Genomic DNA, 21,114 nt, shown 5'->3' on the forward strand with positions numbered 1-21,114 from the left:
AATTTCGCATAGCGTTCATAAGCCCCGTACAAATGTGCGAGGCTTAATTTAACATCTCAATATCAACAACTTGGATATTAAATCTCTAGAAAATAGATAATGAGCAAATTTTTATTTGCCATTAAAATGGAATATCTTCTACCTCGTCTGAAATATAATTTAAAGTTGATTGCTCAAATGATGCTGCTAAACTACTGGTCATAGATTTTAGTATCTTGTAATTTTCAGGATGCCAACATCCATCGCTCATCGAATTTTGTAACCAATCGTTTAATTCTTCTTGTAGCTGTACGTTGCTGATCAGGAAATCGATTTCCTCTAAAGTCCATTCTCTTTGACTGCCATCAGAAACAGCCTGATTTATAGAATAATAAAATGATTGCTGGTTCATAACAGCATCCATAAATAAATTGTCAAAAAAATTTGCGTAGCGGGGAAAGCAGGATCGTTAAAATTGATCCTTCTTTTTCTACTTAGTTTCGTCTTAGTTTTGATAATGGAGTTGGGCGAAAAGGTAAGTCTCGTTCTATATCAACACCTAGCCTGCCGCGATATTCTTGTAGTTCAGTGAGGCTGAAATAACTCAGTTCTTCTTCAGCATTAGATGGAAAAGCAATTACCGTAGTCATCGATGAAACAGGAGATAGGAAAAAAGGTAAAAAGACGATTACGTAGCCAGAAAATATTTAGGAAGTGTAGGGAAAATAGGACATTAGTTAATTAAGTAGCGGCTTGTACAATAAATTGCGACCAAATAAAGGATGAAATTGTAGTTTCTTGGTAAACTGCTTGAGGAATTAAAACTTTTCCAAATATTTCTTGTAAAATATTCAGACGATTAATAGCAGCAAAATTAATTAAAGGTGTAGCGTTACAAACAACAGTCATAATTTTTAATCAAAAACCTTCTTGAATTGTTTTTACATCTTCCAATAAATCAATTTCATTATAATGACGTTTAATTTGTCTCTGTCCTAAAAGTTGCTGAAATTCCCACACAGATAAATTAGCTAAATGTCGTGCTTGACCAAAACTAAAAACATTCTGATCATATAATTGTACAGCCAATTCTTGACGAATAGCTTCCTCACCTGCTTGAATTAAATCCGATGATAATTGTAAATTAATAGAATTCATAGATTATTCTCCTGGTGTTAATTAGAAAAATTGCTCTTTTTCTGTTGGTTCTTCTTGGGGCGCTCTTTCTAAAGGTTCACCATGCCAAGATCCATAGGTACTGAGAAACTCTGCCGACCATTGACGCTTTTGTAACTTCTGAACTGGTTTATAAATAATAATTAATTCCACATCAGTATCTTTGATTTCTGGTAAAGATATATGTACCATGCCATCATTACCAACGTGAGACTTGACTCTCATACTTTGCATGATTTATTCTCCTTTTGTCTGAATCAGGACTTACAGGATGGTTATCTGCTAATTATCTGTGAGATGCAAACATTTATTTGTCAGTTTACTCTCTCTATTATATTACATAATGTAATCAATTATGACATCCGCATTCTGTGCAAATGAATTTATCGCCATCACGATTTGACTTATCAATATGCCCACAATTTCTGCACTTTTGACTGGAATGTTGAGGATTAATTCTGATTACGACTTTTCCTTGCTTTGCAGCCAGATACTCAATCTTGAGAATTAACTCACCCCAGCTTGCGTCAGAGATGGCACGATTTAAACCTCTCTTTTTTGATTGTCCATTTTTGAGAAACCTACCAGTTGTTTCATCAACTCTAACCTTGCAGTGATACTTCACTGAATTTTGCGTAACAATTTTAGTTCTAAACGATTTTCCGAGCTTTCAGCCACTTCTCTCACCCAAAAGTATGAGTTGAAGTTAGTAATTTTGGGTGTAGATAATAAATTACACAAAATTTATGATCACGAGGAAGTTAATTTCAGTAACCAATGAACTTTGGATTAATCCAACAACTATTTGACCTCATACACCTGAAAAATCCACTGATTGCCCTAGAATCTCCATTACCAGAGAGAGTACGATTACTCACCAATATTGCCAGAGAATCCAATGCCCAAGCGATAAACTGCTATCTGTGGTCATTGGAAGATGACCATCTTCATCAATTGCAAATTAACGAGGGTGAATTAACTCTACGGTTAGTAGGAGAATATCAACCCATCACTGCTAAATCCAGGCGTGAACATTATTTTGAAATTTTGCGATTCTGGAAAACTACCAACCAGGAAGGCATTGTGATCCTGGAAGGGATATTTCCGTGGTTGGGCGATACCGATGACCCTGATTTTTTCCTGACTTCCGAGTGGATTAAATCAGCTTTGATCAACTTGAAACTCTACAATCGCAACTCGAACAAAACAGCTATTCTACTTGGCCCTAACGCTAATCTCTCACCTGATATTGCGGCTCAAGTTCCTACTGTCACTCAGGAATTACCAACAGTCGAGGAAATCACGGATTACTTACCGCAAATTTTACCCGTAGTTTATGGTGAATCAGAAATTTATGATTTAGCGATCGCGGCGGTAGGAATGTACATTGCAGATATTGAGTATGGTGTCCATTCTGTTATCACCGATAATTTGACAGCTGTTGAAAAACTTTCTGCTTACAAAATTAATCTACTTAAGCGGGTTTACAATGTTGAGTTTCTTCAGCCCCCGGCGATTGAAGTTGGCGGACTGGAACTGATGCAGGAATCGTTTAAGAAATACAAACGACTGACTACACCGTTAGCTAAAGCTTATAATCTACGACTACCCAAGGGTGTTTTATTGATTGGGCCACCAGGAACGGGTAAGTCGCACTCGGCAAAAGCTTGTTCTCAACTTTTGGGTGCGCCCTTAATTATTGTCGAGTGGGGCAATTTCCGCAGTTACGGCAATCTTGCAGAATATAAGCTAAAAAAATTACTGGGGCTGGTGGATCGAATCAACCGGATTATTTTCTATTTAGACGACTTTGATAAGGGATTCGCCGGGGATGATGATTTATCCAGACGGCTGGCAGGGATGCTGTTGACCTGGATGCAAGAGCGTACCAGTGATGTATTAATTATTGCGTCAGCTAACAATTTAGACTTATTGCCACCTGAACTTACCAGATGTGGACGATTTGATGAAATTTTCAAGGTAGATTTACCTAATTACGGAGAACGACACGAAATATTCAAAATTCACTTGAGAAGATTTGATGAGCGTTTCCGTACAGGGAACCCCTTTACTGATGAAGAATGGCGGCGATTGCTTAAGGAAACACAGCGTTGTGTCGGTGCAGAAATCCAAAGCATTGTAGAAAGAGCAGCAGCTACAACTTTCTGCCAAATGTTTCCACAGGATACTTTTGTACTAGATGAATTACCACCACTGGAAATTACACTTACATCTTTGTTGGCAGCTAGGCAAAATATTAACCCTCTGGCAATTAGAGAAGCTGACAAAGTTGAAACCATGCGGAACAAGGCTGACCTTCAAGGACTACCATCTAGTCCCGTAGATTCTTCTGTCTATAGCCTGGGAAATGTCAATATTTTTGGTTGAATTTTGAATTCATTATGCAAATCTCAAAAACTAAGATAGACCCATATATTATGGGTCTGAAAATTCTAAATATAGCTGGTCCGATAGCTGGAATATGTTTGATTATTGGAATGCCTACTGTAGCATACCTCCAAACTCGTCCTCAGCAGTTACCCATTACCAGAAAATTTACCCACAACGGGCAAACATTTTATCTAGAGGTTGCAACTAAGCCTAGAGAACTACAAAAAGGATTAAAATTTCGTGCTAGTTTACCCAGCAACCAAGGAATGTTATTTAAACTAGGCGACCGATACAAAAATGTTGGGTTTTGGATGCATCAGGTTCGTTTTCCGCTTGATATTATCTATCTGGATAATGGTGTAGTAACTACTATAATAAACAATGCTCAACCTTGTTATAAAGCCCCTTGTACTGTTTATTTTGGTAGTAGGGCTACCAAAGTCTTAGAATTACCTGCTGGCAAATTAGATATAAAAAACGGAGATAAATTAACTTTTAAAATCAGCAATTAAAAATATATTAAAAACTTATTTTTATTAGTATTTGCTGTATAATATATCTAGATGCAAATGTAATTTAAATGTCTTTTAGACATTTAAATTACATTTGCCTGAAAAATATCGGAAAACATCCCTTATTCACCAGAGATGAAGAATTAACATATAGCCACAAATTGCAGCTTTCTTGATGGATGCGGCTGATGTATTTGATAACTTGTTAGAAAAATGTGATCCATTGGATCACATTCTGCCGACGAATGAGCGTCAAGTCCGTCCTCTCATCAAGCTAGAACCCCAGCAACAGCAAGAGGTATGGCAAGCCGCAGTAGAGGAAGCTGGTGATAAAGTGCCAAGTGGTAGGGTTGTGAAAGATGTGGTGCAGCGCATAATGGAAAAAACCAAAGTACCCAACACCTACCAAATGGGCGAAGTTTGCCAAATTCTAGCCAAGGACAATCCTTAACTACGTGGAAAGGGCGGCTGCTGGTGCATAGTTACGGGAGTCTATGATTACAGTTGCACCGTGAGAATCTGGAATAGAGAGCTTACGGTTGGACTGAAGCATCTGAAGTCTTATGACTATCTACCTGCGGAGTATCAGCAGATGCAGTTGGTCTGCGATGGCGTTCCGCCCAGCGTAGCTGATCGCATTATTCGGGTGTATTCCCCTGCGCTAGAAGAATCGGTGCAGAAGTTTTTGGAGTCGCTGGGGAAGCTCAATCGGGCTTATTTGACGGCGTTGGAGGAGAAATGTTGAGTTTGTTGGAGACTGAGATTAAAGACTAATGCAACAACACTTCAGGTAATCTAGGTAATCTATATGTAGTAGAGGTTGAATTTTGGTACTAATTATCAGGGAACGTGCAACGCTGCAACAAGTTAAGCAAATGCTGCAAACTTTGGAATTATATATCAAAATAGCAGTAGACATAGAAAGAGGTATTTTAGCAGGGGGAGGAGAAAAGCACGCTTTTTGTGAAGCGGCATTGCTCGAAGATGGTAGTAGACAGCGAGATATTTGGGGTGCTGATTGGATTCCTTTTAACCAATCGATAGCTTATGAATCGATTATTAACATACGTCCCAGTCAAAATAATCGCTCAATGCTCATTCAAGATCCAGTAATTAGAGAACGGGTTAAACAAATTTCTCAGGAGTTAATTGGTGGATATGAACCAGAAATTAGATGAAAAACAAGCACGGTTTCAAAGCGAAAATACATCAAATCGCTTAGGACATATAGCTTCCAATTTAGCCAGGCTGAGAACATTTTGTACTACTGCTTACCCTGAAGCCGTTGAAAGTGTTGCAGATGAAACTATGTCTTTTATAGAATGGACGGCCGCAGACATTAAACCGGAATATGCCGAAGAATTAGTTAACATTCAAGTTCAACTAGCACGATGGAAGTTAAAGTTTGATAGTCTTTGGTCTGATGAGAGCAAACGCAGAAATATGTCTGAGCAAGCTAGTGTTTGGTCAGAGCGAGTATTAGGTATATCAGGTTTGTTGTCCGAATCCATTTAAAACTTTTGCACAAGGCATTAGATACTAAAATAAGTCAACCGTTAATTTACCTTTCCTGGCAATTCCCCAAACTTTGGACTCCACCATCCTTTTGCTGTATTAAAGTAAGCCACATCTTTGTGTTTTTTATCCTGACGAGATTTAGGATCTGAACATCGCAGCATCGTTTTTGGTTGTCCATCCTTGGTATAAGTGTACTATAATGCTGATTCTTTTATTTTAACTATTAAGGATTAGATAAACTATAATGTCCACTTTACCAAATCTCTCGCAACAACAAGTTAATGCAACTCCCCAGTACGAAACCATCACAGGAGTAGTAGAACGCCTTACTTTCCATTCAGAGGAGTCCGGGTACACCGTGGCGCGTCTGGTGCGTCCCAGAGCCAAAGACTTAACCACCATCGTCGGTAGTTTCGCCAATATTCAGCCTGGACAAACGCTTCAGTTAACAGGTTTCTGGCGTGAACATCCGCAATATGGCACACAATTTCAAGTCACCAATTACCAAGAAACCAAACCCGCCACACTCACAGGCATCGAGAAATATTTGGGTAGTGGACTCATCAAAGGGGTTGGCCCAATCACAGCCAAACGCATCGTTGCTCACTTCGGGCTGGAAACTTTGGAGATTATCGACAACCAAATCGACCGATTAATCGAAGTTCAAGGTATTGCTAAAAAGCGAGTCAAGCTGATCAAGAATGCCTGGGAAACCCAAAAAGCCATCAAAGAGGTGATGATATTCCTGCAAAGCCACGGTGTTTCTACGACGTATGCAGTCAAAATTTACAAGCAGTACCAAGATAAGGCGATCGCAACAGTAACCAAAAACCCATACCAGCTGGCGACCGATATCTACGGGATTGGTTTTCTCACTGCTGATAAAATTGCTCGTAACCTGGGTGTACCCTCTGACTCCGAGTTCCGATACAGCGCCGGAATCATTCATGCTCTGAGTGAAGCTGCTGAAGATGGTCATTGTCATTTACCCCAGCCGGAATTAATTGAGAAAGTCACCAAACTGCTGACGACAGATGATCATCAACCCACAGAAGATGCGATCGCCAGCATTATTAAAGATATGGGTGCAAGGGAAGAGTTGATCAGGGAAAGTGTCAGAGACAACTTTGGAGAGAAACTACTTCTGTGCTTCAAGCCAACCTTCTTCCATACTGAGCAAAATTTAGCACAATTGATATCTCGAAGATTGCACCAGCCAATTGTACAAGATATGCCCCGTGTTCGGGCTTGGATTGAACGCTTTACCGCTAGTCACAAGATTCAACTATCGCAACAGCAACAGAAATCAGTAGAAATGGCTGCGTATTCACCTGTAATGGTACTTACAGGTGGTCCTGGAGTTGGGAAAACTTTTACTACCCATACCATAGTTAGTTTATGGAAAGCAATGGGCAAATCCATCGCCCTGGCTGCCCCAACGGGGAGGGCAGCACAGCGACTAAGTGAAATGACTGGGTTGGAGGCAAAAACAATACACCGCTTGCTAGAATTTGAGCCTAAGACAATGGGATTTAAGCGGGATCATGACAATCCTCTGCCATACACAGCTATCATTGCCGATGAAGCTTCGATGTTGGATCTGTTCCTGGCACACTCCTTGGTCAAAGCCGTAGCTCAAGGAGCGCAACTATTATTAGTGGGCGATATCGACCAGTTACCCTCAGTTGGTCCTGGTAAAGTGCTGGCTGACATGATTACATCGCTGCAAGTGCCAGTAGTCCGGCTAACGCAGGTATTCAGGCAAGCCCAGCAGAGCGCAATCATCACCGCCGCACATCAAATCAACCAAGGCGATTATCCAATGATGGAAGCGATTTCGGACAATCCTGTGTCAGACTGTCTGTGGCATGGTGGGGGTCATCAGCCAGAGCATGGGGTACAGGCAATCTGTGAGTTGGTGAGCGATTTCATCCCCCGGCTGGGCTTTAATCCAGCAACGGATGTGCAAGTGCTATCTCCGATGTCACGGGGATTGGTTGGAACTCGGAATTTGAATGCCATATTGCAGCAGCTGATCAATCCTCCCGCACCAGAGAAAACCGAAATTAACCGGGGTGGGATGATTTTGCGGGTAGGCGATCGCATTATCCAGCAAATGAATGACTACAATCGGGAGGTATTTAACGGAGATTTGGGGACTATCTCTGGTATTGATACTGAGGAGCAAGAGGTTACGGTTGAGTATGGCAACCGCTCTGTCGTTTATGATTATGCTGATTTGAATGAGATTACGTTGGCGTGGAGTGTAACTATACACAAAAGCCAAGGCTCAGAATACCCTGTAGTGATACTTCCACTATATATGCAGCACTACGTCATGCTATCGCGGAACTTATTCTACACTGGTCTAACCCGTGCAAGGAAACTAGCAATTGTGATTGGTTCCAAGAAGGCAATATCTCTAGCGGTAAGGACTACGAACGATCAGCAGAGATACACACGATTGTGGCAGAGGTTGCAATTTCAAGTCCAATTGTAACTACTCAAAGCTAGAAAAATTATTCAGCTATTTGATCTATAATCTTAGATTCGTCTAAATATCAAAAAACGGCTTTGTTGTATGTCCAGCCTGAGTCCAGACATGGTTCGTATCTATTTGCAGGAAATTGGTCGTTACCCAATGCTGGCCGCAGACCAAGAAATTGCTTATGGTAGGCAGGTACAGCAGATGATGGCAATTGAGCAAAGAAGAAATGAACTCACCCAACAACTAGATCGAGAACCAACAATGCTCGAATTAGCTGTTGATGTTGAAAAAAGTGAAGCTGAGGTAGCTCAAATTCAAAAACTTGGTCAACGAGCCAAACAAAAGATGGTGACAGCAAATCTGCGCCTAGTAGTTTCCATTGCCAAAAAGTATCAGAAACGCAATCTAGAATTTTTGGATTTACTGCAAGAAGGGGCAATAGGTTTACAAAGAGGGGTGGAAAAATTTGACCCCAATCGTGGCTACAAGTTATCAACTTATGTCTATTGGTGGATCACGCAGTCAATGACACGAGCGATCGCGGAAAAGTCCCGTACTGTTCGCTTGCCAATTCATATCACCGAACAACTTAACAAAATCAAAAAAGTACAGCGAGAACTGTTTGAGAAACTTGGTCGTCCAGCCAATGTTGCAGAAATTGCTGAAACTCTAAATTTACAACCCAACCAAATCAGGGATTTTCTTAGCAACTCTCGTCAGCCAATTTCTTTAGATGTCAAGGTCGGCGATAATCAAGACACAGAACTTAATGCACTTTTGCCAGATGGAGGTATATCTCCGAACGAGCATATCACCCAAGAACTTCTGCGCCAAGATTTGAATAGTTTATTAGCATCCCTCAAACCAACACAGCGTGAAGTATTAATTTTGCGCTTTGGATTAGAGAACGATCAAGAATTGACTTTGGCTCAAATTGGCGAGAAAATGAATGTCAGTCGAGAACGAGTTCGTCAAATCCAGCAGCAAGCAATCACTGTTCTACGTCGTCAAAAACCTGAAATTGAACAATATTTATTTTCTTGAACAAGAGGGATAATTCAGATGGGGATTCGTCCCCACCTAAACAAGAACTGATTTATTACTATTCGGTTGTGCTTTTTATAGCGTATAATATTTTTTAAAAACTATCATAAGACTTCACACCTCACGGTATGCGGGAAACTCAGTGGCTTTAGCCCTGAGAGGGATAGTTCGACATCGCTCACCAACCGCGACACGGGCGACTTTAGTCGCATTGAATCTTCTAATTTGAGTAATTATATCCATCTTTTTTATGGATATGCGTACAAGCCTTAAAGCTAATTCCTTGAACCAATCCATTCTTAGTTGATATATTGAAACTTCCTGTCGAACGAGTGGCAATTCTTCCAACATATTCGCCCACTTTTTTACTATTAGTAACAACGGCTCTTACGATGTCGCCCGTTTGAAAACCTTTTACAAATTTGAATCTTGGAACATACCGAGAAGGAAAACCAAATTTGTTAGTTCTACATGACTGTCTTGAGCCATGACCATTAGCAGTGATTAATAATGGATTAACACCTTTAATGTTGAGAATCGGAGTAGACTGACCGACGCAGGCCGCATCAATCCAATGTGTTTTTTCTAGTTTTTGTTGATTGCGATTAAACTTAGTTAAACCTCCTGAACCTGTTTCTACTGGTAGTCCAGTTGCTTTTAATATTTCAAGCAATGCAAACCTAGTTGTGTTTACTGCGGCTGCATCTGCTAATGGTCTTTTTGCTTGCCCCAAGATTTTTTCTAATCTATTTATGTCTTTTTTTAGAAAATCTTTAATGTCTTTAGTTCCTTTTTTTGTATTGCATCTCTCACAACTTAAGGTAAGATTTGTAATCGAATTGCTACCCCCTTTTGCTTTCGGGTGAATGTGTTCAACCTGTAAAAGAACATCTTTAACCCCACAATATGCACATTCCCTACCCCATTTTTGTAAGAGATATTCTCTAGTTTCGTAACCCGCAAGAGTACCTTGTTGATATTCCTTGCCTTGAATATCTGGATTACGAATCAACTGCATATCAAAGCGTACTAATTCCTGACTAATAGCCTCAATTGGTGCAAATTTACCCAACTTTTTTACCCAAGTTTTGATATTCTCAATTCTACTTTGTAAACTTGGTGCTAACCATCCTTGTGGACGTGTCCTATTCAAGAATCTCGGTTTACGATATCTAGTTTTTCTAGCACGTCTACCACGTCTTAACTGTCGTCTTGACGTTAAAGCGTCTCTAATTGCAAAACCTCTATGCTTTAATTCGGCAGCAAATACCACCTCACCAGTAGTATCGTCAACTAATACGATCCCTGTTGTTTTTGCTCCAGGGTCTAACTTTAGTCTCAAAGATGATACAGGACAATCAGGACGTGATTCTTTAAGGATTAAAGTGAATGGAAATCCTCTGAAAACTGCTGCTTTTTTATTTCTTAATAACTGTCTCGCTTGGGCTGGATGGATTGGATTCAATGGTCTTTCGTTGGTATCTAAGACGAATACTTTGGACATAAAGTCCCTCCTTTCGGGTAATGTTAGCTTCGTCAATGTTTTAAGAGCTTTTTAGATTTGCAACACTGTTTCAGTGACTTTAAAACTGTTTAGCCGCAAATGACAGAGCAGGGGACTAGCTACGCATCCACAGGGTGTCGTGACTCAAAAAACGTAGTCAGTTAAGACTTAGACTGGTCAGTACAGCTTGTTTGATTGCTCTTGCAAGCTCAATCCCTTCAGGGTTGAGTTACTGACCTGCAAAGGTATCTATAGATGGGCTAAAGATTTGAAGTGATGGGTGAAAATTTAATCTTGCTGGGTAATTATCTGTTTGTGATACTTCAATTTTAATTGTCTGCTGTTCTTTTTCATCAAAAAGCAACTGGGTTTGATAATTTGTCCAGAACTGTTCTCCTAGTTCATCTTCTAAATCAAAAAGCTGTTCTTCATCACCCCAGATATTCGACCAAAAAGTTATCTTATTAGCCCGAAAATGATTTTGACCTTTTGTATCTCCAATTACAAAACATACGTCAATATTTAAATCAAACCCCAACTCATCAACTTCAGTTCCTGCTATCTGACAACTAACCACGATTAAGGTATCTGGATTGACATTCACTACCTGTTCTTGGCGTTTTAATAATTCTTGTAATACAAAGTCAGGTAACAATTTGGAACTTTCTTCAATAGCATTTTTTTGAGTTTCGGGCGAATAATGGTTTTTTAATACTTGCCTTATTGAATTCAACAGATATTCAGTTCCTAAATTGATAATTATCTTTTTATTTATGGTATTAATGGAACATCCTTGATTAAGATTAATATGTTTTTTAATTGCCATAATTCTCTAAAGTTGTGTTAATGTAAGCAGCTTATAACGGATTAATTTAATTGCGGTCAACTTGGACTTAAAAATCGCTATAAGTTACAGATATTGTGGAAAAAATTTTGTGGGAAACATCTAGACAAATGGATTTATTCCAAGCTATCATTTTACTTCGAGAGGTTAATTTTTACTCTAAATACAAAATATCATCCCCCCAGCTAATAATCACGCGATCGCGCTTGAGAATGACTGGAAATACTTCAATGGTTTGGATAGTCACCCAGACAATTAATCCTACAAACCAATGGAAGGCCAAACCTATAGTTCTCGCAAAACCGTTGATTATGGGTATGGTGTTCACCAGTTGCAGTAAAGCATTGTCTTTAACTATGCCAATTTCGGTAGCAATTTTCACAACTTCCGCATAGGGCTGAATGTTGAGAAACGCAAACCAAAGTCCCACGGCGACGGCAAACCAATAGAGAATTTTCATGAATTTCCTGGCATTATTCCGGTCGCCCTTTTTTGTTTGAGTCATAATTATTGGGTTGAAATAGTGTCTAGAATGGCGTTGAGGTTGTAGATAGAATTTTCCGGTTCATCGCTGACATCAACTTCTGGCATCGCTTCAAAACCAGCACTAATAGCATCTCTACATTCAGCTTCACTGGTAGCCAAGCCCAATCCAAAATCCACTTCTAATACAGCTTGTTTTGCTTGCTGCTGATAGCAATTGTTAGGGTTGTTACTCATTTAAGGTTAGGTAGAGCGTAATTTTTATTGAATTTTTGTCGCACCTTAGCAATTAATTCTTGATTGCCAGTGAAAGCGATCTCTCCTGTAACTGGCTGCTTTTCTCCTTTAATAATCACAGCCGTATTCCCATTAGCATCACAGACAACTGTGCCAATCGGTAAAGGCACATTCCGCACATGATCAATGACCGGCTCTCCCTCAGATAAAGAAGTGAACGAATCAGGATTATTCATGGCCACAACCATCACGCAACCATCCCGATAACGTTGTTCAGCAATTTCTGCTTGGGCTTGGGCTGCTTGTTGTGAAGCTCTCAGTTTCCATTCTTGGGTGGAATTTTTTCTAACTGCTTGTTGGATTTCCCCCATCGTCGAAATATTGGATTTGATATTGGGGGCTGATATAGACAAGAAAATACATCCTAAGAAAAAGAACACAGCCGTCATAGGGTGGCGATTGAGGTAGTTCATGAATTGGTTGTTTTCAAACCGCTTGAGTTGAGCCGATATTTGCTCAGTAAATTCTGAGCTACCCGCCTCGTATCTTGGATAGTCTTGGGCTTTTTTTCCTTTGCTCCCACCTCCTGCAAGAAAGCATCAGGGTCAAAATCCAAACTACAAGCTGTTGTAGTTTCCATAATCTGGGGTTGTGCGGCTTGGTTATTAATACCGTAGGTCGCCAAAATTTCTTTGACTGTCTCTGGATTATTTAACAGCGACATCAAAGCTATTCTCTCTGCGGCTTGTTGGTTGGCTTGGTCTAAAGTTTTAGCATCTAAATCCCGCAGAGTCTGCTGATAAATATCCTGGGTCAACTCATGAGTAATTACCGCTTTAGCCACAGCTTCAGCAGATTTAATTTCTAATACTCCCCGGAATACTTCAGGATGAATATCTATAGCTTGCTCATTAGCCATAGATGTAGCTAATTCCTCGACTTTAGCAACATCCAATGCACCCCCATAAGCATTAATCGCAGCTTGGAGTATAGCGAAAGTATTTTCCAGCTTCTCCAAAATCCCCTCACCAAATTCATTGGCATTGTGGTCAATTTGCTTGTCGCTTTCACTCAGCTTTTTCAGGGCAGTAGTAATTTGTTCTGGGGAATAACCGGCACTGTTGAAATGTCCAAAAATTTCTTCTTTGGTAAATGTGGCCTGTGCAGCTAACTGGTTTTTTGATTGGTTTCCCAATTCAAATACTTGTTCTAATTGCTCAATTACAGTATCGGAAAATTTATCTGCATCAGGTTTAATCTTAGTGTCGTATTTACTCAACTGTTGTAAGGCATCCAAGATTTGTTCTTGAGTGTATTGTGTGAAATGCTTAAATAGTTGGTCTTTGGTGATCATTTGGCTATCCAATTATCGAATTGTTGGCGAGTGAGTTGCGTTTGCCGTTCCTGCAAATATTCTTTCACTTCTTTGTTGTTGGCTTTGTATCCTAATACAAAGCCTTGTTTCAATGCATAAATCGTTGTCAGGATGAATCTTTGATAGCTGTCCAAATAAATGCGCTCACATTGGTAATCTTGAAGGATCAGCCATACCATTTTGATTATTTCCGATTCCCATCGCCAAATCGTTACTCTACCTACACCTAAGCAGGCAGCCCAGTTTCGGCGGGTTTCGTAAAAATCATCAAAGAACTGCGCTCGCACTTTCTCTCTTTCGGGCGCATCAAAGAATTCCATGATGCTGCTGTTTTTCATTCAATCGGTCGAGATTTTGACTTTTGTTTCTGCCTGATTAACGAGTGCTTAACTAATTTTACAGAACAGCCAGTATATTACAGAGATTTTGGATATTGCACCTGATACATGATGTTGCATAGTTAATATTAATTTTGCAATCTCATGTTTCAAAATTAACTAAACATAACGCTAAATCAAAGGTTTTAATGCTTCTATTTGTTTGTTAATCTTGCATCTTAGTGTTGCAGTAGCAGTGAAACACGTTTCAGTTGTGTTTCAATATATCTACAATAAATTACCCACATTAAGTGGGCAATAGGATTATTGATTATTGGGGAGTTTCCTCGTTTCGGGAAATTAATGCACGGGAAAGAACTGCGATCGCCCAATCAGGACAATCGCTATAGAACCAGTTCTTTACCGTTTTTAATTCTGGTGGTTGTGCGCCAGTGCCTTGAAAAAAATTTTCTAGATGCTGCCTGATTAATGTAGCTCCAGTAGAGACGTACTCGTATTCTCCTGGGGAAATCGAACAACCATTTTGATTAATGAAAGCTTGAGCGAATTCATCTATCTTTGTTAGCTTGCGCCGTGTCATGATGGGAATGCCCTCCATAGGCCTATCTGTGGTGGGTAAAAGTCCTCCAGTGGTGATGCACTGGAGGCTTGTACTTTGGATTTATGTGGATAATAGCATGATAAGCTACTAAGGAGTAGCAATGGGTATGTAGAAGTGGATATAGACAAATTAATTCAGGCTTTGCAAGAACGTGGGGTAATTAGTGAGATTATTGACAAACGTCCTGGTGTCCCTAAGTTGCCTGCTCAGTTGTATGTGCAGCTGATTGTTGCTTCTCTGGCCACTAGGAAAGATATTAGCGCCTGTATTAGTACAGCCTTGGAAACCTATGTCATGCGAAATGCGGACAAACACTTGAACGAAATTAAATATCAAGCGGCGGCAGCTGATAAAGAACTTGAGCAGTATTTGGCTGATGCGATTGCTTCCAGGCTTCAGAATAAATAGCTAAAAAAAAGAACACATGATTCTTTTATTACGCGATCGCGCTACTGATGAACAGCTTGAGCAAATGCTGCAACAGCACAAGTTCTACATTAAAACTGCCGTAGATATTGAACGTCGAGTATTAGCTGGTGGTGGTGATTTACACGCAGATTGTGAAGAAAAGTTGCTGGATGACGGTAGTAGACAGCAAGATATTTGGGCTGCCAGCTTCATGCCAGTGACCGGAAAAATCACCTATGAGTCTATGGTCAATCTTCGTCCTCGGCAAAATCGGTCAATGGAACTTTTAGACCCTAATATTAGAGAAAGGGTAGCTCAAATTATCATGGAGTTTCTGGAAAATTTATGATTGAAATGACACTAAAGCAGAAAAGTTTTATACAAGATGATGTCCCGACCCGGTTACATCAGTTAGCAAATCACCTATCAGAAATTTATGCCTTGTGGACTGGGACATCATCCCAGGAATTAATATTAGCTTTTGTCAATGAAAGCAGATACTTTATTGAGTGGACTGTTCCTGACATGGTGAAAGCAAACGACATTGACCGGGCCGCGGAGTTAGTTGACTTAGTTCGTCTGTTGACTCGTTGGATAGCCCATTGGGACAAAATTTGGTCAGATGAGGAACAAAAGCGGGTTGCACAGGGACATACTCAAGATTGGTTGCGTCGCGTTTTGGAAATAGCGGATACAGAGCCAGAAGCACTAAGCGCTTAATTTCCAAGATTTCACTTTCTAAACCATTGCTCCATTCGCCAAATTTAACAGTACCCAAACCTAACTGTTTCGTTACTCGCAATCGCACTAAAGGAGTACGCTGACCCACCCAAAGCTCCCAGCAATACCTGCTAAAAACCCAAAAGCAAATTTTTTTTCACTCTTCACCTCCTACTCCTAAACAAGCACCCAACAACGCACTCCCCAGAAATCCAGAGAATGCTATCGCCATACCACCCAAGCAAACATTTTTGTGGGCTTGCCAATCATGACCCCGGAGTATTGTTGGTCTGGAGTTTGCGTCAATAATTTCAAATCCCCAGCAGCCCAACGCAGCTACACCTAAGAATCCGGTGGTAACAATTGAATAAAGTGCAAATTTAGACAAAGTTTGGTTAACAAAGCTGTGTGATTTTAGTCGCTTCATGGCGCGTCGTCTCCTGGTGATTACTTCGATTTTCTGAATGCGTTCTAAATGCTCAGTTTGGGTCATTTGGTGGGTGATTTTGTTCATGGGTTTCAGGATTTGAAAAAAAGAAAAACAGCTTAAAACTGCCTTTCTAAGATAGGTTGAAATTCAGTTAATTAATCTTGGCTAAATGCTTATCTAACTGTAGTAGTCATAGCCGTCTTCTGCCCCAGTACATAATTTGCCCAAGCGCGAATTGCTGCCACTTCATCAATTTCTTCCGACATTACACCAATGACTTGCTGTTGGTATGAAGCTGCTGCATGATTGGGGTCAACTTTATCAGATGCCCAAGCCATACAGATCATGTTCACCAGTTTATCAACTTCACTCACAGGAAGCTGACTAGGATATTGAACGTTTTGGGATTGCAGCCATTCTTTGACCAAATCAACCGGATAATTGAACAAAGTGCGAACTTGCTTCACTCGCAAATCTTGTGGATGTGGTGCTACATTTTGAGGTTTGGTCTTGGGAATATTTTCTTCTTCAAAATCAAAAACCTGATTACCAGATAATTTCGATTGAATGCTTTGTATAATTCCTGCCCAATCTGCATTAGGATTCCAGTCATAACGAATCCTGGATTTGTTTAGGGCATAGTACAGTCGGCAGAAAACCGTATTTTCATCCCCAGGTGTGGTAGCAATCGTCAGAGGTTTAGAGAAATCATCAACTTGAGATGCAGCTAACAAAAATGTTTTAGTGAAATTGGTTTCAATCCCACTTCTAACCACATAAATTTCGTCCGCACAGATGACAATATCTAATTTGAGATTGTCCTTACCTTTGTACTCTTTGGTCGTCAACCTTAATTCAGCAATATATCCTGTCAAAGCCCTTTCTCTGACTGGAATTTTCTTGTCTTTCTGAATATCATAGTTATACCAGACATATTGCTCTCCTTGAACTTCTCCCTGGTTGACATATAGATAAATTGGCTCAGGCGGATTTCCTAATCCTAATTTAATTTCCACCATAGTTAGAAATCCTCCAGATTATCACCACTGTTATTTTTGTTAGATTGTTTGTACATCTTGGCTTTGTTCATCTGATGAGTAGATGTCTTAAGCAGTGGCATTGCTGCTTCCTTCACTGAAGCTTTAGCCTGCATATACAAAAATTGAGTTGCACCTTCTGCATCTTCTTCTGGGTCTATTTGCGCCCAAAGTGAACAGCCTAATTCCAGGGATTCGTAGTCACCCAAGTTAAATTTTCTATGATACCGTTACAGAGATAGTTTTAATTTCCATTAAAGCACTTTTCTATTTTTCAAAAGTCTTAAGCGTAGCTTTCTTTCAATTACGTTCAACAATTTCTAATGAAAAACCACACCCAGTATTTATGACTTTTACTAACCCACGATCTACCAGTGATTGAATGACTGTATTAGAATATTTGAGGCTATGTAAAGGGGCGGAGCCACCACGAACTCGAAGCGAGTCTAGTAGATTACTTGCTGTTAATTCAGAGCAATTCTGTTTTCTAGGCATTGGTTTGAAACTTCAATATTTGCTATTAATTTGTGTGGAAATACTGTGTTCTACCGTTAATCCACCCTAGCTGTGGATTTCATCTCGCTGTATGGTAAAATTCGATTGATAAAAATAGATGCGTAGGGCAATTCCTCATACTGGAATTGCCTTTATTTTTAGCGTTCTTGCGATTCATCCCCTAGTTCCCATTCCAGGTATTCTAGTGCTGAAATAGCGTCCCCAATGGTCAAATCTGGCGAGTAATTGATTTGCTTGAACTGGGGGGAATCATCAATTGCAGCTAGGGCAAGGTAAGCAGTTTTGATTAGCTGGCGTAATTGTTTTGAGTCTTCAGGGTTGATCATGATCCTGTTTTAAATAACTGTAATTGTTCGCAAGGATTAAAAGGCTTGTAGCTTCTGAGGGTTGCCCTAATCAGCTTTTTGATTTGGTTGTATCTAAGCTCTGAATCACTTCCGCCATCACATGATGAAGAAAATACAGCGCCATCAAATATCGCAACTATTGAGTTGTCGCAACATCTACAACCAACTAACCAACCTTGTGTGACTTCTTCTGTGGCATCAATGTCGTCACCTTCTAATTCGCCTTCATAAAGAAATCCGAATTTTATCAGCGCAACTGCTACATCTGTATTTTGGGTATTTAGCCAACAAGGGAGGGGAGAAGATTTTATGAGCATAGATGGACTTAAGATCGTGATAATTACTTGGGTTACATTCATCAAAAAAAGCGCTTTGCTATTAAGAAAACGCTTTTGAACTGATAATTTTTACTAAATTTGTAATTACTTTTACTGCCCCGTCATTCAGAACATACTCAAAAGTTCTTCACGAGTTAATTGCAAACACAAAGGTGTAAAATCTTCTGGAGATAGCCGTAATAAACTATCAACAACTCTCGACATTTCCTCATCTACAGAACCAAACCTGTATCTCAACAAATTTTCTACTACTTGGCGGCGTTCTTGTTGCACTCCTTGTTGTATTGTAGTTTCTTCCCATTGCTGATAAGCTTGCGACAAGTTCATAATTAACTCCCGGTCATCTTCAGTTAAATTGTCTGTTTGTTGAATTGAAATGATACGCCAATTAGTGATTAGTCTGAGAGTATTTTGTCTTAACGAGTTACTTTCTGGTAGTGCCAATAATTCCGATACAGCCTGACGTTGCGTTTCTCCTCTACCCAAAATTCTCAGCCACAATGTTTCTGCTGTCACTGGTAGCTCGTTAACAGCTACTATCGCTCCTCTGAAACCTTTTTGGAAAATGTAGACTCCACTTGGCCAATTCTCTAAATCTAGTTTAAACTCGAAATTCACCAATAGCGTTTCTGAAACGCTAGGCGATATGATCCAAAGCCGCGCCAAGCCATCTTCTGCTAATCTTCTTTTTTCTCGTTTAGCTTTGCGTTGTGCATTGGCTATGACTGCAAACAGTTTGAGGAAACAGTTACGTATTTCTGTTGCACTAGGTTGATTGCGAAACGGCTCCAACAAAGCAGTGTTCATCAAGGCAATTCTGCCCAACAATCCTAAGTTTAGGTCATGAGCTTGTGGTGCTGGTGTAAATAGTACATCGACAAATCTTGTTTCATCCCTGACTTCCTGGTTAGTTCGTACCTCTCCCAAGGGAGCAAGTAACTCCTCCAAAAACTGTTTTGCAAATTGATCGTGCGGTTTTGTACTCATGTTTTAAATGCTAACCGTGTTGGATTATACTGCTATAGCTCTCTGTTTTCCTGACATTATTCTTAATAATTGCAACTTAAGTTAAGAGTTAAGAGGCGATCTCTGGAAATAGGTGTGATCGCCTCCTCCTTTAACTACGCCACCACCAACTCCCGACTCTCTGGCACTGGCTCATATTCCAACAGCATTCGCCATTCTTTATCCGTCAATTGGTCAAACGGTCTATTTAATAACTCCTCGCAAGATACAGTTTCAACCATTGACAACGACCAAACCCCGTCCAAAGCTGAATCACAAGGTATTTTCCCTTGATCTTCCTCTGATACCCGTATAAACCACCATTGATTGTTGGTGTATCCTACTTCACCAAGTTTCACGTCGTCTTTATAGATGCCGTCGTCCAGGATTTCAAAGCCAAATTTTTCGCATTCTTGAGCAATTTGGCACACGATTTCGTTTCCAGTAGTGTTTGGGGCTTCTTGTTCTTGATGTACGGGTAAGCTTCCGTCTTTGTGATGGGTGCAGATATATCTCCACGCTCTCGCCCAGGTGTTTGCTCGATAAATTTCCTGGCCATTGACCATTACGAGCCAGGGCTGAGTCACATCTTCATAGTCATAGGTGATGCTGGCTATCAATCTGTCTCCAGCGTAAATCTCGTGATCGTAAAAACTGATTTCAATGGGGGTTAATTCTTGAACTGATTCCTGAGCAGGAGTTGCAGTTGCTGTAACGTATGTCATAATTATAATTTCCATTCAGTTGGATAAAAAGGCGATCGCAAACTTTCTCAGGGGAAGCGATCGCTTTTGTTTTTGGTACGAATACGTTGTGGTGTGCCACAACGCTTTCACAACGATTTGGCGTAGCCATATATTCATTACTCCTAGCCAGTGACTGGAGCATTACCAAGCAGGAGACAAATAATGTCAGGCGACGGATACGGCTTTAGAAGCCAGTCGTCCTGCTGGTGATGTCTTATTCATGCCAATCCATTTCTCGCTATGTACCCCTCGCCTTCTCTGGTTGCGCCAGTGCCTCGATTACTCATCAAGCGGTCACTCTGGATTATGCTGTCAAGGTTCTGTGGAGTTTAGGATTACCCCGTGGTTAAAGGGCGACCAGCCTAACGGCATGGCTTTGCTTATCGCCTTTCTTTAAACAAATTTTATTTGTCTTTATATAGATAAATGTATGCGGTAGTACATACAGTTGTCAAGATGTAGTGCAAAAAATATATTATTTTCAGCATACATTGTATGCGGTAATGAAGAATTTTGTGTTAATGTAGCGTACAGGTACGATGGAGGAATGAACAAAAAAATGTTTTGTAGGCTAGCCGTGCTTATGGCAGAAAAAGACCCACAGCTGTCACAAAGACAGCTGGCAAAAGAAACTGGGTTGGATATCACAACAATCAACCGCTTGTTTACAAATAACTTCAGCCGTGTTGATGTCGGCACAGTTGAAGTTTTATGCAATTACTTTGTTAGAGAAGTAGGTGATCTTTTTGAAATGAGGAACCCAGAAGACATACCTCAGCGAAAAACAAGAAAGCGTTCCAACTCAGAAGTTGAGGCTGCATGAATGCTTTTACTAGACCAAAAATGAATATAGTCCAATGCCAGATAGTAATTTACTCGTATATGTCAATCAATATCCTGAAAACAAAGAAGTTTTTTATACCGACATAAATCGAAAATGGACTATTTTAAATGCAGTTCCATGAAACTGGAGCCGGCAGAAATTGAACTCCAAAAGCGAATTAATCAACAACAATATATTAATCCCCACTGACAGCCTTGAACACTTGCAGTGGGGATAGTCAAATAACCGTCAGG

36 protein-coding genes are annotated in these 21,114 nt (G+C 40.1%); 14 read left to right on the forward strand and 22 right to left on the reverse strand.

What is annotated here, in order from left to right:
- Positions 1-121 precede the first annotated feature (121 nt).
- The 6 genes from AACX33_RS08295 to AACX33_RS26475 form a co-directional block, all read right to left on the reverse strand.
- Positions 122-403, reverse strand: a complete 282-nt coding sequence (locus AACX33_RS08295; protein ID WP_339406303.1) for a hypothetical protein — start codon at positions 401-403, stop codon at positions 122-124.
- Positions 404-473: 70 nt separating this feature from the next.
- Positions 474-629, reverse strand: a complete 156-nt coding sequence (locus AACX33_RS08300) for a DUF2958 domain-containing protein (RefSeq protein ID WP_227788940.1) — start codon at positions 627-629, stop codon at positions 474-476.
- Positions 630-720: 91 nt separating this feature from the next.
- Entirely contained in the window at positions 721-888 is a 168-nt protein-coding gene (locus AACX33_RS08305; RefSeq protein ID WP_227788941.1) for a hypothetical protein, read from the reverse strand.
- 9 nt (positions 889-897) lie between these two features.
- Entirely contained in the window at positions 898-1,137 is a 240-nt protein-coding gene (locus AACX33_RS08310; protein WP_063872696.1) for a UPF0175 family protein, read from the reverse strand.
- A gap of 21 nt (positions 1,138-1,158) precedes the next feature.
- Positions 1,159-1,389 carry a hypothetical protein gene (locus AACX33_RS08315; RefSeq protein WP_227788942.1) on the reverse strand — a complete coding sequence of 77 codons (231 nt, stop codon included), beginning with the start codon at positions 1,387-1,389 and terminating at the stop codon, positions 1,159-1,161.
- A gap of 115 nt (positions 1,390-1,504) precedes the next feature.
- Positions 1,505-1,780 carry a transposase gene (locus tag AACX33_RS26475; protein ID WP_227788943.1) on the reverse strand — a complete coding sequence of 92 codons (276 nt, stop codon included), beginning with the start codon at positions 1,778-1,780 and terminating at the stop codon, positions 1,505-1,507.
- Positions 1,781-1,932: 152 nt separating this feature from the next.
- Between AACX33_RS26475 and AACX33_RS08320 the strand changes: the two genes are divergently transcribed.
- From AACX33_RS08320 to AACX33_RS08355, 9 genes are all read left to right on the forward strand, one after another.
- The gene (locus AACX33_RS08320; RefSeq protein ID WP_227788944.1) at positions 1,933-3,543 is read left to right on the forward strand and encodes an ATP-binding protein; all 1,611 of its coding nucleotides are present in this window, start codon (positions 1,933-1,935) and stop codon (positions 3,541-3,543) included.
- Positions 3,544-3,557: 14 nt separating this feature from the next.
- Positions 3,558-4,058, forward strand: coding sequence for a DUF192 domain-containing protein (locus tag AACX33_RS08325; RefSeq protein ID WP_227788945.1), 501 nt, complete (start codon positions 3,558-3,560; stop codon positions 4,056-4,058).
- Between the two features lie 68 nt (positions 4,059-4,126).
- A complete protein-coding gene (locus AACX33_RS26480; protein WP_227788946.1) occupies positions 4,127-4,234 on the forward strand; it encodes a sigma-70 factor domain-containing protein in 108 nt (35 codons plus the stop codon).
- Positions 4,234-4,509 (forward strand): hypothetical protein, encoded by a 276-nt coding sequence (locus AACX33_RS08330; protein ID WP_227788947.1) that lies wholly within the window; start codon positions 4,234-4,236, stop codon positions 4,507-4,509. Before AACX33_RS26480 ends, AACX33_RS08330 begins: the two co-directional genes overlap by 1 nt.
- 60 nt (positions 4,510-4,569) lie before the next feature.
- The gene (locus AACX33_RS08335; RefSeq protein WP_227788948.1) at positions 4,570-4,803 is read left to right on the forward strand and encodes a hypothetical protein; all 234 of its coding nucleotides are present in this window, start codon (positions 4,570-4,572) and stop codon (positions 4,801-4,803) included.
- An 82-nt stretch (positions 4,804-4,885) separates the two neighbouring features.
- Positions 4,886-5,236, forward strand: coding sequence for a DUF5674 family protein (locus AACX33_RS08340; protein WP_227788949.1), 351 nt, complete (start codon positions 4,886-4,888; stop codon positions 5,234-5,236).
- On the forward strand, positions 5,217-5,573 hold the full coding sequence (locus AACX33_RS08345; RefSeq protein WP_227788950.1) for a hypothetical protein: 357 nt from the start codon (positions 5,217-5,219) through the stop codon (positions 5,571-5,573). The genes AACX33_RS08340 and AACX33_RS08345 overlap by 20 nt, the downstream gene beginning before the upstream one ends.
- A gap of 247 nt (positions 5,574-5,820) precedes the next feature.
- Positions 5,821-8,076 (forward strand): SF1B family DNA helicase RecD2, encoded by a 2,256-nt coding sequence (gene recD2, locus AACX33_RS08350; RefSeq protein WP_227788951.1) that lies wholly within the window; start codon positions 5,821-5,823, stop codon positions 8,074-8,076.
- Between the two features lie 81 nt (positions 8,077-8,157).
- Positions 8,158-9,108 (forward strand): RpoD/SigA family RNA polymerase sigma factor, encoded by a 951-nt coding sequence (locus tag AACX33_RS08355; protein ID WP_227788952.1) that lies wholly within the window; start codon positions 8,158-8,160, stop codon positions 9,106-9,108.
- Positions 9,109-9,328: 220 nt separating this feature from the next.
- Here AACX33_RS08355 and iscB read toward each other — a convergent pair whose 3' ends face one another.
- The 8 genes from iscB to AACX33_RS08395 all read right to left on the reverse strand — a co-directional run bounded on the left by iscB (position 9,329) and on the right by AACX33_RS08395 (position 14,469).
- Entirely contained in the window at positions 9,329-10,612 is a 1,284-nt protein-coding gene (iscB, locus tag AACX33_RS08360; RefSeq protein ID WP_227788953.1) for an RNA-guided endonuclease IscB, read from the reverse strand.
- Between the two features lie 229 nt (positions 10,613-10,841).
- Positions 10,842-11,438 carry a hypothetical protein gene (locus AACX33_RS08365; protein ID WP_227788954.1) on the reverse strand — a complete coding sequence of 199 codons (597 nt, stop codon included), beginning with the start codon at positions 11,436-11,438 and terminating at the stop codon, positions 10,842-10,844.
- Between the two features lie 172 nt (positions 11,439-11,610).
- The gene (locus tag AACX33_RS08370) at positions 11,611-11,961 is read right to left on the reverse strand and encodes a hypothetical protein (RefSeq protein WP_227788955.1); all 351 of its coding nucleotides are present in this window, start codon (positions 11,959-11,961) and stop codon (positions 11,611-11,613) included.
- A gap of 2 nt (positions 11,962-11,963) precedes the next feature.
- Positions 11,964-12,176 (reverse strand): hypothetical protein, encoded by a 213-nt coding sequence (locus tag AACX33_RS08375; RefSeq protein WP_227788956.1) that lies wholly within the window; start codon positions 12,174-12,176, stop codon positions 11,964-11,966.
- Positions 12,173-12,649 (reverse strand): hypothetical protein, encoded by a 477-nt coding sequence (locus AACX33_RS08380; protein ID WP_227788957.1) that lies wholly within the window; start codon positions 12,647-12,649, stop codon positions 12,173-12,175. Before AACX33_RS08380 ends, AACX33_RS08375 begins: the two co-directional genes overlap by 4 nt.
- Positions 12,646-13,530 carry a hypothetical protein gene (locus AACX33_RS08385; protein ID WP_227788958.1) on the reverse strand — a complete coding sequence of 295 codons (885 nt, stop codon included), beginning with the start codon at positions 13,528-13,530 and terminating at the stop codon, positions 12,646-12,648. Before AACX33_RS08385 ends, AACX33_RS08380 begins: the two co-directional genes overlap by 4 nt.
- Positions 13,527-13,889, reverse strand: a complete 363-nt coding sequence (locus AACX33_RS08390) for a hypothetical protein (RefSeq protein WP_227788959.1) — start codon at positions 13,887-13,889, stop codon at positions 13,527-13,529. Before AACX33_RS08390 ends, AACX33_RS08385 begins: the two co-directional genes overlap by 4 nt.
- A gap of 310 nt (positions 13,890-14,199) precedes the next feature.
- Positions 14,200-14,469: a hypothetical protein gene (locus AACX33_RS08395; protein WP_227788960.1), complete on the reverse strand. Its 270-nt coding sequence runs from the start codon at positions 14,467-14,469 to the stop codon at positions 14,200-14,202.
- A 135-nt stretch (positions 14,470-14,604) separates the two neighbouring features.
- Here AACX33_RS08395 and AACX33_RS08400 point away from each other — a divergent pair, with 135 nt between their 5' ends.
- From AACX33_RS08400 to AACX33_RS08410, 3 genes are read left to right on the forward strand one after another with little or no spacing between them, the layout of a single operon-like run.
- On the forward strand, positions 14,605-14,898 hold the full coding sequence (locus AACX33_RS08400; protein ID WP_227788961.1) for a hypothetical protein: 294 nt from the start codon (positions 14,605-14,607) through the stop codon (positions 14,896-14,898).
- Positions 14,899-14,914: 16 nt separating this feature from the next.
- A complete protein-coding gene (locus AACX33_RS08405) occupies positions 14,915-15,247 on the forward strand; it encodes a DUF5674 family protein (RefSeq protein ID WP_227788962.1) in 333 nt (110 codons plus the stop codon).
- Positions 15,244-15,618, forward strand: a complete 375-nt coding sequence (locus AACX33_RS08410) for a hypothetical protein (RefSeq protein ID WP_227788963.1) — start codon at positions 15,244-15,246, stop codon at positions 15,616-15,618. The genes AACX33_RS08405 and AACX33_RS08410 overlap by 4 nt, the downstream gene beginning before the upstream one ends.
- Positions 15,619-15,775: 157 nt before the next feature.
- Here AACX33_RS08410 and AACX33_RS08415 read toward each other — a convergent pair whose 3' ends face one another.
- The 8 genes from AACX33_RS08415 to AACX33_RS08450 form a co-directional block, all read right to left on the reverse strand.
- A complete protein-coding gene (locus AACX33_RS08415) occupies positions 15,776-16,132 on the reverse strand; it encodes a hypothetical protein (RefSeq protein WP_227788964.1) in 357 nt (118 codons plus the stop codon).
- 89 nt (positions 16,133-16,221) lie between these two features.
- Positions 16,222-17,067, reverse strand: coding sequence for a hypothetical protein (locus AACX33_RS08420; RefSeq protein ID WP_227788965.1), 846 nt, complete (start codon positions 17,065-17,067; stop codon positions 16,222-16,224).
- A gap of 2 nt (positions 17,068-17,069) precedes the next feature.
- Positions 17,070-17,294 (reverse strand): hypothetical protein, encoded by a 225-nt coding sequence (locus AACX33_RS08425; RefSeq protein ID WP_227788966.1) that lies wholly within the window; start codon positions 17,292-17,294, stop codon positions 17,070-17,072.
- Between the two features lie 444 nt (positions 17,295-17,738).
- Complete coding sequence (locus tag AACX33_RS08430) at positions 17,739-17,927, reverse strand: hypothetical protein (protein ID WP_227788967.1); 189 nt, start codon at positions 17,925-17,927, stop codon at positions 17,739-17,741.
- A complete protein-coding gene (locus AACX33_RS08435; protein ID WP_227788968.1) occupies positions 17,924-18,307 on the reverse strand; it encodes a hypothetical protein in 384 nt (127 codons plus the stop codon). The genes AACX33_RS08430 and AACX33_RS08435 overlap by 4 nt, the downstream gene beginning before the upstream one ends.
- 84 nt (positions 18,308-18,391) lie before the next feature.
- A complete protein-coding gene (locus AACX33_RS08440) occupies positions 18,392-19,273 on the reverse strand; it encodes a hypothetical protein (protein ID WP_227788969.1) in 882 nt (293 codons plus the stop codon).
- Between the two features lie 134 nt (positions 19,274-19,407).
- Entirely contained in the window at positions 19,408-20,016 is a 609-nt protein-coding gene (locus AACX33_RS08445; protein ID WP_227788970.1) for a hypothetical protein, read from the reverse strand.
- Between the two features lie 15 nt (positions 20,017-20,031).
- The gene (locus AACX33_RS08450) at positions 20,032-20,154 is read right to left on the reverse strand and encodes a hypothetical protein (RefSeq protein ID WP_265338636.1); all 123 of its coding nucleotides are present in this window, start codon (positions 20,152-20,154) and stop codon (positions 20,032-20,034) included.
- A 92-nt stretch (positions 20,155-20,246) separates the two neighbouring features.
- Here AACX33_RS08450 and AACX33_RS08455 point away from each other — a divergent pair, with 92 nt between their 5' ends.
- A complete protein-coding gene (locus AACX33_RS08455) occupies positions 20,247-20,387 on the forward strand; it encodes a hypothetical protein (protein ID WP_227788971.1) in 141 nt (46 codons plus the stop codon).
- Positions 20,388-20,584: 197 nt separating this feature from the next.
- Positions 20,585-20,860 (forward strand): helix-turn-helix domain-containing protein, encoded by a 276-nt coding sequence (locus AACX33_RS08460; RefSeq protein WP_339406317.1) that lies wholly within the window; start codon positions 20,585-20,587, stop codon positions 20,858-20,860.
- Positions 20,861-21,114 lie beyond the last annotated feature (254 nt).

This window comes from Nodularia sp. LEGE 04288 (assembly GCF_963896525.1).
Taxonomy (GTDB): Bacteria; Cyanobacteriota; Cyanobacteriia; order Cyanobacteriales; family Nostocaceae; genus Nodularia.

Excerpts from the sequence above, each read along its gene's own strand:
- AACX33_RS08295 (WP_339406303.1), bottom strand. The coding sequence starts at position 403 with ATGGATGCTGTTATGAACCAGCAATCATTTTATTATTCTATAAATCAG.
- AACX33_RS08300 (WP_227788940.1), bottom strand. The coding sequence starts at position 629 with ATGACTACGGTAATTGCTTTTCCATCTAATGCTGAAGAAGAACTGAGT.
- AACX33_RS08305 (WP_227788941.1), bottom strand. The coding sequence starts at position 888 with ATGACTGTTGTTTGTAACGCTACACCTTTAATTAATTTTGCTGCTATT.
- AACX33_RS08310 (WP_063872696.1), bottom strand. The coding sequence starts at position 1,137 with ATGAATTCTATTAATTTACAATTATCATCGGATTTAATTCAAGCAGGT.
- AACX33_RS08315 (WP_227788942.1), bottom strand. The coding sequence starts at position 1,389 with ATGCAAAGTATGAGAGTCAAGTCTCACGTTGGTAATGATGGCATGGTA.
- AACX33_RS08320 (WP_227788944.1), top strand. The coding sequence starts at position 1,933 with ATGAACTTTGGATTAATCCAACAACTATTTGACCTCATACACCTGAAA.
- AACX33_RS08325 (WP_227788945.1), top strand. The coding sequence starts at position 3,558 with ATGCAAATCTCAAAAACTAAGATAGACCCATATATTATGGGTCTGAAA.
- AACX33_RS26480 (WP_227788946.1), top strand. The coding sequence starts at position 4,127 with ATGTCTTTTAGACATTTAAATTACATTTGCCTGAAAAATATCGGAAAA.
- AACX33_RS08330 (WP_227788947.1), top strand. The coding sequence starts at position 4,234 with ATGGATGCGGCTGATGTATTTGATAACTTGTTAGAAAAATGTGATCCA.
- AACX33_RS08345 (WP_227788950.1), top strand. The coding sequence starts at position 5,217 with ATGAACCAGAAATTAGATGAAAAACAAGCACGGTTTCAAAGCGAAAAT.
- recD2 (WP_227788951.1), top strand. The coding sequence starts at position 5,821 with ATGTCCACTTTACCAAATCTCTCGCAACAACAAGTTAATGCAACTCCC.
- AACX33_RS08355 (WP_227788952.1), top strand. The coding sequence starts at position 8,158 with ATGTCCAGCCTGAGTCCAGACATGGTTCGTATCTATTTGCAGGAAATT.
- iscB (WP_227788953.1), bottom strand. The coding sequence starts at position 10,612 with ATGTCCAAAGTATTCGTCTTAGATACCAACGAAAGACCATTGAATCCA.
- AACX33_RS08365 (WP_227788954.1), bottom strand. The coding sequence starts at position 11,438 with ATGGCAATTAAAAAACATATTAATCTTAATCAAGGATGTTCCATTAAT.
- AACX33_RS08370 (WP_227788955.1), bottom strand. The coding sequence starts at position 11,961 with ATGACTCAAACAAAAAAGGGCGACCGGAATAATGCCAGGAAATTCATG.
- AACX33_RS08375 (WP_227788956.1), bottom strand. The coding sequence starts at position 12,176 with ATGAGTAACAACCCTAACAATTGCTATCAGCAGCAAGCAAAACAAGCT.
- AACX33_RS08380 (WP_227788957.1), bottom strand. The coding sequence starts at position 12,649 with ATGAACTACCTCAATCGCCACCCTATGACGGCTGTGTTCTTTTTCTTA.
- AACX33_RS08385 (WP_227788958.1), bottom strand. The coding sequence starts at position 13,530 with ATGATCACCAAAGACCAACTATTTAAGCATTTCACACAATACACTCAA.
- AACX33_RS08390 (WP_227788959.1), bottom strand. The coding sequence starts at position 13,889 with ATGAAAAACAGCAGCATCATGGAATTCTTTGATGCGCCCGAAAGAGAG.
- AACX33_RS08395 (WP_227788960.1), bottom strand. The coding sequence starts at position 14,469 with ATGACACGGCGCAAGCTAACAAAGATAGATGAATTCGCTCAAGCTTTC.
- AACX33_RS08405 (WP_227788962.1), top strand. The coding sequence starts at position 14,915 with ATGATTCTTTTATTACGCGATCGCGCTACTGATGAACAGCTTGAGCAA.
- AACX33_RS08410 (WP_227788963.1), top strand. The coding sequence starts at position 15,244 with ATGATTGAAATGACACTAAAGCAGAAAAGTTTTATACAAGATGATGTC.
- AACX33_RS08415 (WP_227788964.1), bottom strand. The coding sequence starts at position 16,132 with ATGAACAAAATCACCCACCAAATGACCCAAACTGAGCATTTAGAACGC.
- AACX33_RS08420 (WP_227788965.1), bottom strand. The coding sequence starts at position 17,067 with ATGGTGGAAATTAAATTAGGATTAGGAAATCCGCCTGAGCCAATTTAT.
- AACX33_RS08430 (WP_227788967.1), bottom strand. The coding sequence starts at position 17,927 with ATGATCAACCCTGAAGACTCAAAACAATTACGCCAGCTAATCAAAACT.
- AACX33_RS08435 (WP_227788968.1), bottom strand. The coding sequence starts at position 18,307 with ATGAATGTAACCCAAGTAATTATCACGATCTTAAGTCCATCTATGCTC.
- AACX33_RS08440 (WP_227788969.1), bottom strand. The coding sequence starts at position 19,273 with ATGAGTACAAAACCGCACGATCAATTTGCAAAACAGTTTTTGGAGGAG.
- AACX33_RS08445 (WP_227788970.1), bottom strand. The coding sequence starts at position 20,016 with ATGACATACGTTACAGCAACTGCAACTCCTGCTCAGGAATCAGTTCAA.
- AACX33_RS08450 (WP_265338636.1), bottom strand. The coding sequence starts at position 20,154 with ATGAATATATGGCTACGCCAAATCGTTGTGAAAGCGTTGTGGCACACC.
- AACX33_RS08455 (WP_227788971.1), top strand. The coding sequence starts at position 20,247 with ATGTCTTATTCATGCCAATCCATTTCTCGCTATGTACCCCTCGCCTTC.
- AACX33_RS08460 (WP_339406317.1), top strand. The coding sequence starts at position 20,585 with ATGAACAAAAAAATGTTTTGTAGGCTAGCCGTGCTTATGGCAGAAAAA.